This window comes from Micromonospora sp. NPDC005252 (assembly GCF_042872475.1).
GTDB lineage: Bacteria > Actinomycetota > Actinomycetes > Mycobacteriales > Micromonosporaceae > Micromonospora.
Genome location: NZ_JBIAKN010000001.1, coordinates 136,478 through 152,977, shown reverse-complemented (window position 1 = coordinate 152,977; position 16,500 = coordinate 136,478). Strand labels below are relative to the sequence as shown.

The 16,500-nt window shown below is 72.6% G+C and carries 17 protein-coding genes; 7 read left to right on the top strand and 10 right to left on the bottom strand.

Features of this window, described 5'->3' with window-relative positions; translation table 11 throughout:
- Positions 1–35: 35 nt before the first annotated feature.
- From ACFYPH_RS00695 to ACFYPH_RS00685, 3 genes are all read right to left on the bottom strand, one after another.
- Complete coding sequence (locus ACFYPH_RS00695; protein ID WP_355135775.1) at positions 36–1,016, bottom strand: glycine betaine ABC transporter substrate-binding protein; 981 nt, start codon at positions 1,014–1,016, stop codon at positions 36–38.
- A 241-nt stretch (positions 1,017–1,257) separates the two neighbouring features.
- Positions 1,258–1,995: an ABC transporter permease gene (locus ACFYPH_RS00690; RefSeq protein ID WP_355135777.1), complete on the bottom strand. Its 738-nt coding sequence runs from the start codon at positions 1,993–1,995 to the stop codon at positions 1,258–1,260.
- Entirely contained in the window at positions 1,992–2,678 is a 687-nt protein-coding gene (locus ACFYPH_RS00685; protein ID WP_354861107.1) for an ABC transporter permease, read from the bottom strand. The genes ACFYPH_RS00690 and ACFYPH_RS00685 overlap by 4 nt, the downstream gene beginning before the upstream one ends.
- Positions 2,679–2,680: 2 nt before the next feature.
- Here ACFYPH_RS00685 and ACFYPH_RS00680 point away from each other — a divergent pair, with 2 nt between their 5' ends.
- Complete coding sequence (locus ACFYPH_RS00680; RefSeq protein ID WP_355064948.1) at positions 2,681–3,685, top strand: ABC transporter ATP-binding protein; 1,005 nt, start codon at positions 2,681–2,683, stop codon at positions 3,683–3,685.
- A 54-nt stretch (positions 3,686–3,739) separates the two neighbouring features.
- Here the strand turns inward: ACFYPH_RS00680 and ACFYPH_RS00675 are convergent, their stop codons facing one another.
- From ACFYPH_RS00675 to folP, 7 genes are all read right to left on the bottom strand, one after another.
- Entirely contained in the window at positions 3,740–4,240 is a 501-nt protein-coding gene (locus ACFYPH_RS00675) for a hypothetical protein (protein WP_354861103.1), read from the bottom strand.
- A gap of 56 nt (positions 4,241–4,296) precedes the next feature.
- A complete protein-coding gene (locus tag ACFYPH_RS00670) occupies positions 4,297–4,605 on the bottom strand; it encodes a hypothetical protein (protein ID WP_234587453.1) in 309 nt (102 codons plus the stop codon).
- 52 nt (positions 4,606–4,657) lie between these two features.
- On the bottom strand, positions 4,658–5,872 hold the full coding sequence (locus ACFYPH_RS00665) for an ABC transporter permease (RefSeq protein ID WP_387177909.1): 1,215 nt from the start codon (positions 5,870–5,872) through the stop codon (positions 4,658–4,660).
- Positions 5,873–5,990: 118 nt separating this feature from the next.
- Positions 5,991–6,530, bottom strand: a complete 540-nt coding sequence (locus ACFYPH_RS00660) for a DUF3180 domain-containing protein (RefSeq protein WP_355135781.1) — start codon at positions 6,528–6,530, stop codon at positions 5,991–5,993.
- A gap of 19 nt (positions 6,531–6,549) precedes the next feature.
- Positions 6,550–7,077, bottom strand: a complete 528-nt coding sequence (gene folK / locus ACFYPH_RS00655) for a 2-amino-4-hydroxy-6-hydroxymethyldihydropteridine diphosphokinase (RefSeq protein ID WP_355064943.1) — start codon at positions 7,075–7,077, stop codon at positions 6,550–6,552.
- A complete protein-coding gene (gene folB, locus ACFYPH_RS00650; protein WP_355064941.1) occupies positions 7,074–7,439 on the bottom strand; it encodes a dihydroneopterin aldolase in 366 nt (121 codons plus the stop codon). Before folB ends, folK begins: the two co-directional genes overlap by 4 nt.
- Positions 7,436–8,335, bottom strand: a complete 900-nt coding sequence (folP, locus tag ACFYPH_RS00645) for a dihydropteroate synthase (RefSeq protein ID WP_355135785.1) — start codon at positions 8,333–8,335, stop codon at positions 7,436–7,438. Before folP ends, folB begins: the two co-directional genes overlap by 4 nt.
- Positions 8,336–8,681: 346 nt before the next feature.
- On the opposite strand from folP, the gene ACFYPH_RS00640 reads away from it, so the two are divergent.
- From ACFYPH_RS00640 to ACFYPH_RS00615, 6 genes are read left to right on the top strand one after another with little or no spacing between them, the layout of a single operon-like run.
- The gene (locus tag ACFYPH_RS00640) at positions 8,682–8,996 is read left to right on the top strand and encodes a hypothetical protein (protein WP_030327982.1); all 315 of its coding nucleotides are present in this window, start codon (positions 8,682–8,684) and stop codon (positions 8,994–8,996) included.
- A 13-nt stretch (positions 8,997–9,009) separates the two neighbouring features.
- Positions 9,010–9,372 (top strand): hypothetical protein, encoded by a 363-nt coding sequence (locus ACFYPH_RS00635; protein ID WP_007466101.1) that lies wholly within the window; start codon positions 9,010–9,012, stop codon positions 9,370–9,372.
- Between the two features lie 49 nt (positions 9,373–9,421).
- Complete coding sequence (locus ACFYPH_RS00630) at positions 9,422–12,802, top strand: ATP-binding protein (RefSeq protein ID WP_387177903.1); 3,381 nt, start codon at positions 9,422–9,424, stop codon at positions 12,800–12,802.
- 1 nt (position 12,803) lies between these two features.
- On the top strand, positions 12,804–14,762 hold the full coding sequence (locus ACFYPH_RS00625; protein WP_387177900.1) for an MFS transporter: 1,959 nt from the start codon (positions 12,804–12,806) through the stop codon (positions 14,760–14,762).
- Complete coding sequence (locus ACFYPH_RS00620) at positions 14,759–15,316, top strand: hypothetical protein (protein WP_363936159.1); 558 nt, start codon at positions 14,759–14,761, stop codon at positions 15,314–15,316. The genes ACFYPH_RS00625 and ACFYPH_RS00620 overlap by 4 nt, the downstream gene beginning before the upstream one ends.
- On the top strand, positions 15,313–16,488 hold the full coding sequence (locus tag ACFYPH_RS00615) for a M23 family metallopeptidase (RefSeq protein ID WP_354861087.1): 1,176 nt from the start codon (positions 15,313–15,315) through the stop codon (positions 16,486–16,488). Before ACFYPH_RS00620 ends, ACFYPH_RS00615 begins: the two co-directional genes overlap by 4 nt.
- Positions 16,489–16,500: the final 12 nt, after the last annotated feature.

Below are 16,500 nucleotides of genomic sequence, written 5' to 3'. Positions count from 1 at the left end.
GGGAGGGGGCGTCCACGGCACACCCGAAAGGAACCTCAGCTGGTGGCGAAGGCACCGTCCGAGGAGAAGACCAGACCAACGCTGATCTTGCCCTCACGCAGCCCGTTCTTGGTCAGCGGCCCGCCCTGGTCCAGCGAGGAGAACGAGCCCACCGAGAGCCCGTACGTCTTCTCCAGGCCCGGCTTGCAGAACGTACGCTGCTGGCACTCCGGCGGGCCGCCCAGCACCGTCGCGCTGCCGGAGCACTTCGCGGCCAGCTCGGAGAGGGTCCGCACGCCGTACTTGTCGGCGAACTGCTGGGTGACCGCGAACGCGTTCTGGTCCTGCGCGGCGGCCGGGGTGCCGAAGGTGATGCCCACCTTGTCGCCCTCGGCCTTGAGCTTGGTCACCGTCGTGTTGATGTCGGGCGAGGACACCGGCTGGGCGTTCTTGCCGTTGGCCTTGGTGTTGAGGAACTCGGCCATGGTCGACGCGTACTCCGGGACGACCTGGATCTCGCCCTTCTCCAGCGCCGGCTCGTACAGCTCCCGGTTGCCGATCTGCTGCACCTTGACCTGGTAACCGGCGGCGGTGAGCACGATCCGGTACAGCTCGCCCAGGGTCTGGCTCTCGCTGAAGTTGCCAGCGCCCACCACGATGTCGCCACCCGGGCCCTTGGCGATTCCCGCGGTGATGTTGTTGGCGCTGGCGAACTCCTCGGCGGCCACCTTGGGGGTCTTGCGGTCGGCGTCGACGGCCTTGTTGAGCTGGATCAGCTTCGGCGTGTCGAGCGCCGCGGAGACCTTGTCCAGCGCGGCGATCAGCTGCGGGTTGGCCACCTTGCTGTTGACCGCCGGAATGACGTTGTCGGAGTTCTGGAGCTTCTTGTCGTCCGTCAGAGCGATGAGCTGCTGACCGGCGACCGGGGCGCACCCGGCCCCGGAGGCGCTCGTCTGGGGGGCGTCGGTGCCGGACGAGCCGGCATCGCCACACCCGGTGAGGAGTGCTGCTCCGGCGATGGCGCCGATGGCGCCCATCGCCAGACGTGTACGTGCGCGCATGTGTGCCGCCCGCCTTCCGTGTCCCGGCGCGACCCGTCCCGGGCCGGCCGCGTGTCCGACGGGCGATCCCGGCTGTCGGCCGCCCGCGACTTCCACCCAACATGGTCCGCGAGCGACCGACAACCCGGGATGGGCTTCGTCACCGCATCGTCACCGACCGGCCCGCCGCTGGTCGCCGCTTCGGCGTCCGCTCACCCGGACGGATCGCGACGGCGCGTCAGGCGCGGCCGGTGGCGTCGGCGGGCCGGGCGCGGCCCGCGCGCTGCCGTCCGCGTCGCAGCGGACGGGGGGTGACCAGGCGTTCGACGATCCCGAGGAGCAGCTCGGCCAGCAATGCCAGCCCGGCCACCAGCACACCACCGGCCACGATCTGCCCGCCACCGGCGGCGATGCTCAGACCGAATCCGGTACGGATGATCTCGCCGAGACCGCCACCGTTGACGAACGAGGCCAGCGCGGTCGTGGCGATGACCTGCACGGCGGCGGTCCGGAAGCCGGCCGCCAGGTACGGCACCGCGAGCGGCAGCTCCACCCGACGCAGCAACTGCCCGCCGGACAGGCCCATCCCGCGGGCCGCGTCGCGCGCCTCCGGGTCCGCCTGGCGTACGCCGGTGTAGGCGTTGGCCAGCAGCGGCGGAATAGCGAAGACGGCGAGCGCCACCACCACCGGCGTACGCCCGAAGCCGAGGAAGGTCAGCGGCAGGATGGTCAGCAGCGCCAGGGTGGGAATGGCCAGGGTGGCGTTGGACACCAGCACCACCAGACCGCCGCCGCGGCCGGTGTGCCCGAGCCACAGCCCGACCGGCCAGGCCACCAGGCAGCCCAGCGCCACCGCCAGGGCGGAGATCGTCAGGTGCTCGCCGAGCCGGTCCAGGATGCCGCCCGGGTTGCTCCAGTTCAGGGGGTCGTTGAGCCAGAGCACCGCCTGGTGCACGGGGTTGGCCGCGGCGCTCACCGGACGCCCCGGGCGGACCAGGGGGTGACCAGCCGGCCGACGAGGACCAGCAGCAGGTCCAGCAGCACCGCGAGCGCCACGCAGAGCACCGTACCGGTCATGATCTCGGCCTTGTAGAGGTTGTTCTGGAAGCCCGCGAAGATCAGTTGACCGAGGCCGCCGTGCCCCACCAGCACGCCGACGGTGACCAGCGCGACCGTCGACACGGTGGCCAGGCGCAACCCGGTCAGGATGCCGGGGATCGCCAGCGGCAGGTCGATCCGGAAGAGCCGCCGCCAGCGGCCGTAGCCCATGCCCTCGGCGGCCTCGCCGACCTCCGGCGGCACCTGGTTGAGCCCCGCCACCACGTTGCGGACGATCAGCAGCAGCGCGTACAGGACCAACCCGACCAGCACGGTGGTGGCGCCGGTGCCCAGGTACGGCGCGATGAACGCGAACAGCGCCAGTGACGGGATGGTGTAGATCACGCCGGTGACGCCGAGGATCGGGCCGGCCAGCGGGCGGACCCAGTACGCGAGCACGGACAACGGCAGGGCGATCAGCACCGCGATCAGCACCGCGCGTCCCGTGAGGGAGGCGTGTTCGCGCATGGCGGCGAGGATCGTGTCAGAGTTGTCCCGCACGTACTGCCAGGAGAACCAGGGGTTACCCGGGTCGGCCCGGTAGCTCAGGCGGAAGGACATACGTGGACGTTACCCCGGAGGCCGCCAGCGTGGCCGAATCCCCTCGCGCGGCGTCGATCTCCCTGCAGGGCATCCAGAAGCGCTACCCGAACGGCACCGAGGCCGTGCGGGACCTGAGCCTGGACGTCAAGGCCGGCGAGCTGGTGGTGCTGATCGGCCCGTCCGGCTGCGGCAAGTCGACAGTGCTCCGCATGGTCAACCGTCTGATCGAGCCGACGGCCGGGCGGATCATGCTCGGCGACGAGGACGTCACCGACGTCGACCCGGTGCGGCTACGCCGCCGGATCGGCTACGTGATCCAGAACGTCGGCCTCTTTCCACACCAGACGGTCCGGGCGAACGTGGCAACCGTCCCGGGTCTGCTCCGCTGGTCCCGGGATCGGACCCGGGCCCGCGTCGACGAGCTGCTCGACCTGGTCGGTCTGGACCCGGCCCAGTTCGGCCGCCGCTATCCGCACGAGCTGTCGGGTGGGCAGCGGCAGCGGGTCGGCGTGGCCCGCGCGCTCGCCGCGGACCCGGTGGTGCTGCTGATGGACGAGCCGTTCTCGGCCGTCGACCCGATCGTCCGGGCCCGCCTGCAGGAGGAGTTCCTCCGCCTCCAGGCCGAGGTCCGCAAGACGATCGTGCTGGTCACCCACGACCTCGACGAAGCCGTCCGGCTCGGTGACCGGATCGCCGTGCTCTCTCAGGGCGGGCACCTTGAGCAGTACGACACGCCGGCCGCCCTGCTCGGCGCACCGGCCACCCCGTTCGTCCGCGAATTCGTCGGAGCCGACCGGGGCATCCGCCGGCTGGCGGTCACCCCGCTCGACCGGGAGTCCCTGGAGCCGGTGCCCCCAGGCGCCGCCGCGGATCTGCCCACCGTGGCGCTGGACGGCACGGCGTACGACGCGCTGGCGGCACTGCTCACGTCGGGGCGGGACCAGCTCGTCGTGACCGACGACGGCCGCCCGGTGGGCGCGCTCAGCCGCCAGCGTCTGCTCGACCTGGGCCGCTCGACGGGCTGACCCGGCCGCTGACCGACCCGGCGGCGTCACCCGTTCCGAATGGGGTCGCGCGGGTCAGGCGCGACCACCGAGGCTCGCGGTGCCGATGATCCAGCCGGTGAGGAAGCCGTAGCCGGCGCCGCTGCTGGCGTCTCGCAGTGCTGCCAGCAGCGACGGGTCCGGGCCGAGCAGCGCCGCCAGCACGGCGGCGAGCCCGCCGGCCAGCACGTACGCGGCCCAGCCGGAGAAGAACTGGCTGACCGGGCCGGGCACCCGGGCCACCTGCGCGGCGGGCAGCAGATAGAGCAGCGCCACCGCGAGGACCACGAGCGCGACGGCCCGCAGGTCGGCGGCGAACAGACCGCCGGCCTGCCCGTCCGCGTCCAGCCGCCAGGCCGGCCAGGCGAGCAGGCGCAGGTAGAAGCCGCCGGCCGAGTCCGGGTCGGTAAGCGTCGCGGCGGCCCAGCCGGTGTACGCCGGGCTGCCACAGATGCCGACCAGCAGCAGTACGGCGAGCGCGCCGGTGCCGGCGGCCGTCCCGTAGCCGCTGACCGGGCCCGTACGGACGAGTCCCATGATCCGCCCAGGTCCCGTGCCGGCCGGCCGGGCGGACCTGGGCTGCCCCGAACGGCTCAGTGCTTCAGCAGGTAGTCGATGAAGGCGGCCCGCAGCAGCGGCGCCGACTCCTCGTAGCCGTGCCCGGTCAGCTCCCGCCACAAGGCGTTCGCCTCGTCGATGGTCGGGCCGATCGAGTTCGGCGCGCCGTCCAGCACCGTGGCCTCGTCCGCGTTCGGCAGGTGCCGCAGCACCGACCAGTAGAACCCCACGTCGCGACGCTCCCGGGCCCGGGCGAACGCCCGCTCCCGCAGCTCCTCCGTGGACAGCGCGTCGAGTTCCTCGAACGAGGTTCCGCCGGGGGTGGCGGCAGGTGTGTCGGTCATGCGGCGAGCCTAACGGTCGAGATCAGCGCCGGCTCGGCGGACGGGACACGGCTCACCGGTCGTCGGCGTCCCAGCGCCGCGGGCCGGTCTCCCAGCGGGGGTCACGCCACGGGTCGGCCGATTCCGGCGCGAGGGGTGTCGGCAGCGTCGGAGGCCAGTTGTCGGCCGACTGTTGCCGGGGCACGTTCCATCCCGTGCTGATCGTGCCGTCGCCGACCGGCTCGATCTTCTCCACGTGGCCCGGCCGGGGCCGCCCGAACGTCTCGACCAGCCGGGTCACCAGCAGCCCGACGCCGAGCGCCACGCCACCGAGCGCCCAGTGACTCACCGTCCAGTCGCGCTCCGGCGCGTACGCCTGAAAGACGGTGACCAGGCCGACCGCCAGCACCGTGCCGAACACCCCGCCGCGGCGGCCGTACGCGCTGGTGCCGCCGAGCAGGGACACGCCGATGGCCAGGACGGTCCAGTCCAGCCCGGAGGTGGGCGTGACCGCCCCGGGGCCGTTGGCGGCGAGCAGGACACCGGCGAGCGCGGCCAGCACCGTGGAACCGACGAGCGCGACGGCGGCGACCACGGCGGCCAGCGCGCCCCGGCGCCGGGCCGGGTCGGCCACCGGCCGGTACCGACCCACCAGCCGGCGGATCGACCTGATCGTGCCGAACAGACCGCCGAGAACCGCGACGGCGGCGAACCCGGCGAAGAGGTAGCCGGCCGTACGCCTCGGGTCGTAGTCCCCCTGCACCAGAATCGACGTCGAACGACGTTCGATGTACACCACGACTCCGGCCGCTGCGGCCAGGCTCGCCGCCCAGGCGGGCACCTGTAACACCACCACGGCCAGCGCCAACACGAGACCGCCCACCGCGGCGACCACGACGGCCGACCCCACGGACGTCGCCAGCCCTCGATCGCCCTGTTCCGCGTAGTGCAGCGCGGCGGCGACCGCGACCGGCCCGACGGCCAGGTTGGGGACGGCGGTGCGCAGGCTCAGCCCGGCGGCGAGAGCGAGCAGCCCGAGGCCGACCGCGCCGACCAGCAACGTACGCAGACCGGCGCCGCGCAGCGTGTCCGGGTCGGCCCGCCAGAGCAGCCAGCCCAGGGCGGCGAGACCGACCAGCAGCAGGAATTCCCACAACATGTGCACACCGACGCGGTCCCGGCCCGGCTCGCCGTGGGTGGGATCGTCGAAGACGTTCTCCAGGACGGCGACAGGAACCCCGGACGAGGGTTCGACCGACCGGTCCCGGCCCGTGTCCTCGTACCCCATGGCACCGCCTCCCCAGTGGCCGGCCGTCCCGGTCCGGCGCACGGACGGATCGGGGGCGGCCGTTGCTCTCCGATCGGAGGCACCGTACCCGCGCCCGGAGCCAGGCGTAACCCCCTGCTCAGCGCTGGCCGGGACGGCTCTGGCGCTGGTCGGGCTCGTGCTCGTCGTCCGGGCGCTCCGGGACCCGGCAGGACCGCTCCAGCCAGAGCGCGGCCCCCACCAGCGCCAGCGACGCCAGCAGCCCGCCCCCGGCGGCCGGCCGATCGTCGATGGCGGCCCGGGTGGTCTCGACGAAGAGCCACCCGCTGAGCCCGGCGTAGAAACCGGCGAAGATGGCCCCGGCCAGCGCCGACGCCTTGGCCAGCACCACGAACCGGGCGACCATCAACGGGTTCACCGGATCCCGGCCGGGCTTGCGCTCGATGCGACCGCGGGTGTTGACGGCCGCGTACGCCTCCAGCACCGCGAGCGCGGCAAGCGTCACCACCGGCAGCCACGGCAGACGGGGGATGCCGCTGTAGTAGAGGCTGCTGATCAGCAGCCAGGCCACCGCCGCCGCGCCCAGGGCGGCCACGACCAGGGTCGAGATCCGGGTGGGACCCATCCGCGACCGGTCCGGGCCCGGCCCGCCCGGTGGTGGGGACTTCGCCTGCGTCATGCCGGCCGGCTCCACTGGGTCATGCCGTCGACTCTAACGCCAGTTCCGGCCGGGGACGCAGTTCCAGCGCGTCGTCGGCGACCGGGCCGGCGGTGAGCAGGTCGGTCAACCAGCCGTGGCCGGGCAGCCGCCCGTACGGCTGGATGTCGATCCACGGTCGCAGCACGAACGCGCGCAGGTGCGCCCGGGGGTGCGGCAGGGTCAACTCCTCCTCGTCGCTGAGCACCGGCTCGTCGTCGTCGCCCCAGACCGCGATCACGTCCACGTCGAGGGTGCGCGGCCCGAACCGCCGCTGCGGGTCACGGACCCGGCCGGCCGCGCGCTCCGCGGCCCGGGCCCGCTCCAGCCAGTCGCGGGGCGTGGCGGCGGCGTCCTGGGCCAGCAGCACCGCGTTGAGGTACGCGGGCTGGTCGGCGTCCCCCCACGGTGGAGTCTCGTACACGCCGGAGACCACCAGCACGGTGTCGCCGAGCGTGGTGACGGCCGTCCGGAGGTGCTCCAGGCGGTCGCCGAGGTTGCTGCCGAGCGAGAGCACGGCCCGGGTCATCGGGTACGCGTCCGGGTCATCGTGACGGCCACGTCGGTGAACGTGTGCGGCACCGGCGCCTCCGGCTTGTGCACGGTGACCGTGGCGGTGCGGACCCGCTCGTCGGCCAGGCAGACGGCGATCAGCCGGTCGGCGAGGGTCTCGATCAGGTTGACCGGCTCGCCGGTCACCACCGCCACCAGACGTTCGGCCAGCTCGCCGTAGTGGACCGTCGCGGTGACGTCGTCGCTGGCCGCCGCCGGGGCGAGGTCCAACTCCAGGACGGCGTCGACCACGAAGTCCTGCCCCTGCGCGCGCTCGAAGTCGTACACCCCGTGCCGGCCGCGGGCACGCAGGCCGGTCAACTGGATCCGGTCGTTCATCGGTCTCCCTCTCGCCGGCCGGCGGCCGCTCGTACGGGCCGCCCAGCCGGGCTGGCTGGCACCAGGCGCGGGCTGCCGGTGGCGGCCCAGACGGCGAGCGCGTCCACGGTGGCGCGCACGTCGTGTACGCGTACGCCCCAGGCGCCCGCCGCGACGGCGAGCACGCTGGTGGCCACGGTGGCGGCCTCCCGCTGAGCGGTGGGTCGCGGTGTGCCGTCGGCGCCGGCGAGGAGTCGACCGAGGTAGGACTTGCGGCTGGCGCCGAAGAGCAGCGGGTACCCGAGGTCCAGCAGCTCCGGCAGGCGAGCGCTGAGTTCCCAGTTGTGGGCGGCCGTCTTGGCGAAGCCGAGGCCGGGGTCGATGACGATGCGGTCCGCCGGGACCCCGGCGGCCAGCGCCTCGTCGATCCGCTGTGCCAGCTCGCCCCGCACATCGGTCACCACGTCGGTGTAGCTGGCCAGGTCGCGCATCTGCCGGGAGTGGCCCCGCCAGTGCATCAGGACCCAGGGGCAGCCGGCGTCGCGGACGACGCGGGCCATGTCGGGGTCGGCCAACCCGCCGGAGACGTCGTTGACCACCGCCGCGCCGGCGCCCAACGCGGCCTCGGCCACGCGCGCCCGGCTGGTGTCGATGCTGACCGGCACACCGGCGGCGGTCAGCTCGCGGATGACCGGCAGCACCCGCTCGGCCTCCGTCACCGCGTCGATCCGCTCGGCGCCGGGACGGGTCGACTCACCGCCGATGTCGATCAGGTGCGCCCCGGCCTCGCGCAGACGGACGCCGTGTCCGACGGCCGCGTCGAGGTCGGCGTACCGTCCGCCGTCGGAGAAGGAGTCCGGCGTGACGTTGAGGACGCCCATCACCACCGGGCCCGGAGCCCGTACCAGATCGGTCACGACTAGACGGTACCGGTCGTGGTGGCGGTACCCGGCGGCCCGGGTCGACCACCCCTGACGTGCTCGTTAGAACAGGTGTACGATCGGTCATCCGGGCAGCAGCAGGCAGTCCCTTCGCGGCTTGTCGCAATCCGGGGCGGCCCGTACGCTTTGGAATTGGCCAGCATCGAGATGGCGAAGCTTGGAGGGAGGGCCGAAGCGGGGGAAAAACGCCCAAACCTCGCCACCCTCCGTGGTGAGTAACGAACGCAGGGTCAAGAACGCTGCGCCCTGTGGAGGACATTTCCCGCCAGGCTCGTCCATTGCACCGCTGCGGCACCGCCGGCCGCGCTATGGGGAGGTTCCAGTGATCGCCTTCGAGCTCATGGAGACGGCGTCTTCCGGCGTCGCCCACGCGCTCTCCACCCTGGCGTCGGCTCCACTCGCGGAGCCGGCACCGAAGGGGATCGACACCAACAGTGTCGTCACCTTCTTCGCCAGCAAGATCGCGCCGATCCTGCTCGCCGTCCTGGGCGTCATCTTCATCGGTCGCGCCAGCCGCGGCGAGATCTCCAAGGTGCTGACCAGCTCCGCGATCGCCATCGTCGGGCTGGCCTTCATCGCCGGCGCGGCCACACTCTTCTTCGTCGGCGATTACCTGATCGACCTGATCTTCGAATAGGCGCGTTCACCAGATGCGGCTACGCACCGACGACGACATCTACCGGGCCCGCCTGGTCTACCTCGGGCCGCCCGGCTACACCCTTCCGGTCCACCTGCCCTACGCCCAGTACGGGCTCTTCATGCTGCTCGTCCCCCTCTACATGTTCATCCACTGGCTGTTCACGTTGACTGTCGAACTCTTCCCAGCCTGGGAGATCGCGCTCGCCATCGTGACCACGTCGTTCATCTTCCGGCACGTCGACCCCGACCGGCCGGCGCGGGTGGTCATCCGCACCGCGCTGACCGACTGGCGACGTACCCGGGAGCCGGCGATCGAGCAGCGCGACCCGCGTCTGGTCGGCAGCCGGATCAGGATCCGGGAGGAGCTGGCATGACCGGGCGTACGCCGAGCGGTCTGTTGCACGACGCGGGTGAGGCGGTCGCATGAGTCGCTCTTCCACGCCGGGTTCACCGGCCGGCCGCCCGGCCGTGCCGGCCAGTCACCGTGCGCAGTCATTTGATTACCCCGAGGCCGAGGACGAGGTGGCGCTCGACCCCGCGCTGGTGACCTCGCCCGGCCACGGCGCGGTCGGTGTGTTCCAGGCACCTCGGCCGGTCACCCGCCGGACGCCGCCCGCCGAGCCCAGCGCGGTCTCGGCAGGCGAGAACGCCGACATCGACTCGCCGTTCCTGGACCTGTTCGGTGGCGCGCGACCTGGTGGTCCACGGGCCGTGACGGCTGGCCCCGCGACCCGGAGCCAGCCGACGGTCCCGCAGCAGCCGCCCGCGGTCGCCCCGACCCCGGCCCGACCGGCGCCCGAGTTGGAGCCACCGTGGACGCCCGATGACCGGTCCACCAGCGACCGACCGGCCGTCGAGCCACGACGGGCGGACGCCTACCCGGCCGGTGAGTCCCGGGTGCCGCATCAGGCAGGCGACCGACGCCCGATGCGGTACCCCTCTGACGACCCCGAGCCGACCGCCGCAGGCGCGTCCGCGTCGACGGCCACCGGCCCGGCACCCCGGACGTCCAGCGCCGCACCCGTCGTCCCACCGACGGCATCGGTGCAGCGTCCCACCGCGCCGGCGGAACGGCCGGCCACCGCCGCCCCGAGCGACCGGCCGGCCCTGGAGCGGGCGCCGCGCCGCCCCGGGTCGGAGCGACCCAAGGGGGCCGGGAAAGAGGTCGCGCCACCCCGCCAGCGGGCCGCGAGCAACCAGGACCGGCCGATCAAGCCGACCCGGGTCCGCGCCCCGAAGATCAAATTCGGAGACCGGGATCCGTCGGTCGAGCTGGCCATCACCGAGATCGCCGGCCACCTGACCTTCACCCCGAACACGGTCACCGCCTGGTACTGGCTGCCCGAGGTCCGCTGGGCCTTCCGCCCGGACGCCGAGCGTGAGGCGCTGCTGTCGGCGATCTCCGAGCAGTACGCGGGCCTGGCCGGTTTCCGGCTGCACCTGCGCCGGACCACCCGACCATTCCCCGCCGACGAGTGGGCGCGCACCATCGACGCGCACACGCCGGCACCGCTGCCCGATGTCGCCGGCACCACCGGCTGGGCGGACCACCTGGTCGCCGCCCAGCGGCACCTCATGGCCGTCAACCATGCCGAGGGGCAGACCTACCTGGGCGTCACCTTCGCCCGTCGCTCCCTCGGCGACTCCATGACCGAACGCCTGCTGCGCACCTTCGGCCGGGGCACCGCCGAGGGCGAGCGCCGCAAACTGGGCCGCACCGTGGAACAGTTCGACGAGGTTCTCGGCGCGTTCGGCATGCGCGGCCGACGTGTCACCGCCCAGGAGCTGGAGTGGCTGCTCTACCGCTCGGTGGCGCTGTGCATGGCGCCCCCGGGCCGGCTCTCCCCGGTGACCGACGGCCGCTGGGAGCGCGGTGACCTGCTCGCCCTGACCGAGCAGGTCGAGCGCTACCGCACCCCGTACGGCTCGACCGTGAAACTGGTCAACCGGATGACCGGCGAGGAACGGCACGTGGCAGTACTCGCCGTCGGCCGGATGGAGCCGCTGGAGATCCCGGAACGGCACGAGCCCTGGCTGCACTTCCACGAGCGACTGCCCTGGCCGATGGAGATCTCCACCCGGGTCGACATCCTCGGATCCGGCGACTCGTTCCGCAATCTCGAACACCGGCTGCGGATGATCCGCTCCCAGCAGCTCGACTACGCCGAGCACGGCATCGACGCGCCACCGGAGCTGGAACGCCTCGCCAAGCGGGCGCTGGTGATCGGCGACGAGATGACCACCGGGCTGCCCGTCGACTCGGCCCGCGCCCACGGCTGGCACCGGATCGCGGTCGGCGGCCGGACCAGGGAGGAGTGCCTGGAGCGGGCCCGGCGGCTCATCCAGCTCTACTCCCGGGAGCTGCGCATCTCCCTGCAGCACCCGAAGAACCAGGACTGGCTGGCTCGCGAGTTCATCCCCGGCGAGCCCATCGCCAACACCGGCTACGTCCGCCGGATGCCGGTCCCGCTGCTCGCCGCCGCGCTCCCCCAGGCCGCGTCCACCGTCGGTGACCGCCGGGGCGACCTCATCGGGCGTACCGCCGGCACCTGCCGCCGCCCGGTCTTCCTCGACCTGCACTTCCCCATGGAGGTACGCGAACGCTCCGGGCTCGCGGTCTTCGTGGCCGAGCCGGGCGGTGGCAAGTCGACCCTGCTCGGCGCGCTGGGCTATCTCGCCGCCCGACGGGGGGTCCAGGTGACCCTGCTCGACCCGTCCGGGCCGCTGGCCCGGCTCTGCGCCATGCCCGAGCTGCGGCCGTACTCCCGGGTGTTGAACCTGACCGGGTCGGAGCACGGCACCCTGGCGCCCTACTCGCTCATCCCGACGCCACTGCGCAGTGAGTTCGCCACCGGCGCCCCCGGTGACCGCGAGTTCGAGATCGCGGTCTCCAACGCCCGGGCCGAGCGGCGCATGCTGGTCCAGGACATCTGCATGATGCTCGTGCCGCCGCAGGTGGCCCGCGAGGCGTCGACCGCCACCCTGTTCCGGCACGCCGTCCGGCAGGTCCCCGCCGAGGAGACGTCCACCCTGGACGACGTGGTGAGCTGCCTCGGCCGGCTCGACGACGACGCCGGCAAGGAGCTGGCGAACCTGCTCCTGGACACCGCCGAGATGCCGCTGGCCATGCTCTTCTTCGGTCGGCCGCCGGAGGGTCTGCTCGGTGCCGACGCGGCGCTCACCGTGATCACGATGGCCGGGCTCCGACTGCCCGACCTCAAGATCGAACGAGAGTACTGGTCGGCCGAGGAGGCCCTCGCCCTGCCGATGCTGCACACCGCGCACCGGCTCGCCGTCCGCCGCTGCTACGGCGGGTCGATGTCGTCCCGCAAGCTCGTCGGCCTCGACGAGGCGCACTTCATGGAGGGCTGGCGGTCCGGCCGGTCGTTCCTGGTCCGGCTCGCCCGGGACTCCCGGAAGTGGAACCTCGCGGCGCTGGTCGCCTCGCAGAACCCCCGCGACATCCTCGGCCTCGACGTGCAGAACCTGGTCTCCACCGTCTTCGTCGGCCGGATCGCCGAGGACGCCGAGATCGCCTCCGAAGCGCTTCGGCTGCTGCGGGTGCCGGTCAACGACGGGTACGAGGCCACCCTGGCCTCGCTCTCCGCCGCCGACGCCAACTCGGCCGACCGCCTCGGCTTCCGAGAGTTCGTGATGCGCGACGTCGACGGCCGGGTGCAGAAGGTCCGGGTCGACGTCTCGTACGTCGACGGCCTGCTGGACCACCTCGACACGACGCCCGCCGCGATCGCCGCGGCGGCCGGAGTCCTGCCGAGCATCCCCCTGCCGGATCTGGAGGCGTGACATGGCTGGGCCCCGGGCACGGATCGCGTCGTTCCTGCTCGCGCTCGGCGTGCTGGCCGGGGCCACCCTCAGCTGGCCGCTGCTCGGCGCGGAGGCGGCCGCAGCCGCGCCACCGGTCGCCCAGGCCCGAGCCGACCTCTGCACGACGGCCGAATGGCAAGCGGACTTCCGGGCCTGCGTAGGGAAGCTCCAGGCGGTCAGCGAGGACGAGGTCAAGTGCCGCAACGCGCCGACCCCGGGCACGCCGGACTCCGGCCTCGCCGGCTGGTTCGCCGGTCGTCCGGACTCCGCCAAACAACTCGGGCCGAAGGGGCTCTACAGCGACTACGGCTACGCCGGATACAGCTATCCGACGTACGACATCCCCGGCGGCTGCGCGTCGTCGGTCCTGCATCCGGACTACAAGTTCACCACCACAGTGGCGAACGGCGAGTTCATGGTGGCCACCGCGATCGTCGGCGCCTCCAATGCGCTACGAGAACGCGCCTGGGACCCCCGGTCGATGTGGGGCTGGGCCGACCCGCTGGTCGAGAAGGCGACCAAGGCCGTCTACGAGAAGGTGTTCAGCGTCTTCGGCATCGTCACGCTGTGCGTGGTGGGGCTCTATCTGCTCTGGCGAAGCCGGCAGTCGGACATGAGCAACGCCATGACCACCGCCGGCTGGGCTCTGTTGGTGATGGTCGCGGTCACCGCCCTCGCCGCCTGGCCGGTCAAGTCGGCGAACATCGCGGACGGCACGCTGGTCACCTCGCTGGGCGTGGTGCACGACGCGGTGGGCCCGGCAGCCCGGGATACTCCACCGGACCGCTGTGCTCTTCCCAACCCGGACGCGTGTGTTGACAAGCGTCCACCTGCCGTGCGAGCCAGCGACACCGCCACCGAGGCGATGCTATATCGAAACTGGCTACGGGGCGTGCTCGGTTCGGCGGACAGTGAGACGGCCCGCAAGTACGGTCCGGCGCTGTACGACGCCAAGGCGCTGTCGTGGGACGAGGTCGAGAAGCTGCGCGCCAACCCGGCCACCCGGGAGGCGACGATCAAGGCCAAGCAGCAGCAGTGGGCGCGGGTGGCCGAGCAGATCCAGACCGAGGACCCGGAGGCGTACGAGTACCTCCAGGGTGTCCGGGACATGGACCGGGTCGGGGCCGGGTTCATCGCGGTGCTGGCCTCGGTCCTGTTCGCCATGTTCGACCTGACCGCGTCGCTGCTGGTCCTGCTGGGCTTCCTGATCTTCCGATGGGCGGTGATCGCGGCACCCATCCTGGGCACGGTGGGGTTGCTCCGTCCGGCCAGTGCCGGCCTACGACGGCTCGCGAACGCCGTGGTCGCCGCGATCTTCAACATCGCCATCTTCGGCACCGGCGCCGCCATCTACCTGTTCGCGGTCGATCTGATCATGAGTACGCCCACGCTGCCCGGCTGGCTCCAGGTGGTGCTGGTGTGGTTGTGCGGAGTGGTCGGCTGGCTGCTGCTGCGGCCGTACCGGCGGATCACCCAGCTCGGCGGTAAGGACAGCAGCGAGGCGGTCAGCTCGGCCGGGTCCTGGCACCGCCGGTTTTTCCGGGACATGCGGACGGCGGCCCGGCTCGACGTGGCCGAGCCCGGGGGCACGATGGAACCGGTGGGCGGACGCCGCCGGTCGCCGGACGCCGAGCAGACCCGGCTGCGCCCGGAGGCACGCCGTGAAGACCCGGCCCCGACGCCGACGCCAACCCCGGTCGCGGGCCGAGGCGCCAGCGACGGTCGACCGGACGGTCAGGAACGCGCCGATGAGGCGCCGACGAAGGAGACCGGCAACCGAGGTCGTCCGGTGCCACCGCAGCCCCGTCGACGGCAGCCGGCGACCTGGACTGAACCGGACGTGCCGTCGGAGAACCCGTCGTTCGTGGTCTACCGGCCCGGCTCCACCGAACGTGCGCCGGACCGCACCGGACCGCGGGTGCGCTCAGAGGCTCGGTGACCGCGATGCGACGGGCCCTGGAATTCCTCTTCACCCGGGCGCTGCGGTCCCGACTGGGAGTGGCGGTGGTGATCGCGGTACTGGTCTTCGGGGTGATCGGGGCAGCCCGCCTCGCGTCCGGCCCGATGGACCCGGCGGACGGCTTGAGCAGCCGACCGAACCGGCCGATCACCACCGTCGACCCGACGGCCGGTGACGACGGGGTGACCTCCACCGAGGCTCCGCCGTCGCCGGTCACCCGGCCCGGCGCCCGCACGCCGGAGCAGACCGCCGACCGGTTCGCCTCCGCCTGGCTCGGCCGACCCGGAATGACGGCGGAACAGTGGCAGGCCGGCCTGCGGCCGTTGTCGACCCCGGCGCTGACCGAAAAGCTGGCCGGCGCCGAGCCCGGCGGAGTGCCGGCCGAGGAGGTGACCGGCCCACCATCGGTGCGATCGCGCACCGACACGTTCGTCGAGGTGCTGCTACCGCTCGACACCGGGCGGCTCCGGTTGGAGCTGGTGGTGGCGGACAAGGGTTGGCTGGTCGACGTGGTGGACTGGGAGCGACAGTGACCGCCGGCCGAGCAGGCCGTGCTCTTCGCCGCCCGATTCGGGTCGGCGTGATCGCCTCAGTGCTCACCGGGGTGCTGCTCCTGCTCTGCTGCACCGGAGGCACCGCGGCGTTCTTTCTCAGCGGTCTCGGCGGCGACGCGCAGGACGGGGATGCCCTGGCCGGTTGGGGCTGCGGACCCGTGCGTCCGGTGGACATCGCCGGCGAACTGCCCCGGTTTGCCGAGTATGGCGACGCGCAGATCCGCAACGCGGCGATCATCATCAAGGTCGGTCAGGACATGGGGGTGCCCTCGCGTGGCTGGGTGATCGCCCTGGCCACCGCGATGCAAGAGTCCGCGCTGCGTAATCTGGCGAACACCGGGGTGCCCGCCTCTCTCGCCCTGCCGCACGAGGGCGTCGGCGCGGACCACGACTCATTGGGTCTGTTCCAGCAGCGGCCGGGATGGGGCTCGGTCGCCGAGCGGATGACTCCCGCGTACACGGCCCGGAAGTTCTACGAAAAGCTCGTGAAGGTACGCAGCTGGCAGCGCCGACCGTTGACCGTCGTGGCCCAGCAGGTGCAGATCAGCGCCTATCCGGACGCGTATGCCAAGCACGAGGAACTGGCCAGCAAGATCGTGGACGCGCTGGCCGGTGGCGCGGCCCGCACCGTCGAGATCAATGGCAAGGCGGTGTGCGACGCCGCCGAGCGCGGCCAGATCGCCGCCTCCGGCTGGACCGCGCCGATCTCCGGTGACGTCGGCTCCGGCTTCCGGACCGCCGAGCGACCCAGCCACAACGGTGTCGACATCGGAGCGGCCAAGGGCACCGAGATCCGCGCCGCGGCCGCCGGCCGGGTGCTGGTAGCCCGCTGCGACCCGGACAATCGCGGACGGCGGAGCTGCGACGTGGACGGGTACCCCGGCAAGGGCGGCTGTGGCTGGTTCGTCGACATCCTGCACGCCGGCGGCTACATCACCCGGTACTGCCACATGGTCGTCCACCCCCGGGTCGCACCCGATCAGATCGTGCCGGCCGGCGAGGTGATCGGGCAGGTGGGCAGCAGCGGTAACTCGTCCGGCCCGCACCTGCACTTCGAGGTGCACCTGCGCAACGACCGGTCCAGCCGGGGCGCGGTCGACCCGATTCCGTTCATGCGCGAGCGGGGCGCCCCGCTGCGCGGCGCGGAGTGAGGCTGTCACGGG

Coding starts and splice junctions, on each gene's coding strand:
- ACFYPH_RS00685 (WP_354861107.1), bottom strand. CDS start 2,678: ATGTCCTTCCGCCTGAGCTACCGGGCCGACCCGGGTAACCCCTGGTTC.
- folB (WP_355064941.1), bottom strand. CDS start 7,439: ATGAACGACCGGATCCAGTTGACCGGCCTGCGTGCCCGCGGCCGGCAC.
- ACFYPH_RS00670 (WP_234587453.1), bottom strand. CDS start 4,605: ATGACCGACACACCTGCCGCCACCCCCGGCGGAACCTCGTTCGAGGAA.
- ACFYPH_RS00695 (WP_355135775.1), bottom strand. CDS start 1,016: ATGGGCGCCATCGGCGCCATCGCCGGAGCAGCACTCCTCACCGGGTGT.
- ACFYPH_RS00675 (WP_354861103.1), bottom strand. CDS start 4,240: ATGGGACTCGTCCGTACGGGCCCGGTCAGCGGCTACGGGACGGCCGCC.
- ACFYPH_RS00630 (WP_387177903.1), top strand. CDS start 9,422: ATGAGTCGCTCTTCCACGCCGGGTTCACCGGCCGGCCGCCCGGCCGTG.
- folK (WP_355064943.1), bottom strand. CDS start 7,077: ATGACCCGGGCCGTGCTCTCGCTCGGCAGCAACCTCGGCGACCGCCTG.
- ACFYPH_RS00660 (WP_355135781.1), bottom strand. CDS start 6,530: ATGACGCAGGCGAAGTCCCCACCACCGGGCGGGCCGGGCCCGGACCGG.
- ACFYPH_RS00635 (WP_007466101.1), top strand. CDS start 9,010: ATGCGGCTACGCACCGACGACGACATCTACCGGGCCCGCCTGGTCTAC.
- ACFYPH_RS00625 (WP_387177900.1), top strand. CDS start 12,804: ATGGCTGGGCCCCGGGCACGGATCGCGTCGTTCCTGCTCGCGCTCGGC.
- ACFYPH_RS00665 (WP_387177909.1), bottom strand. CDS start 5,872: ATGGGGTACGAGGACACGGGCCGGGACCGGTCGGTCGAACCCTCGTCC.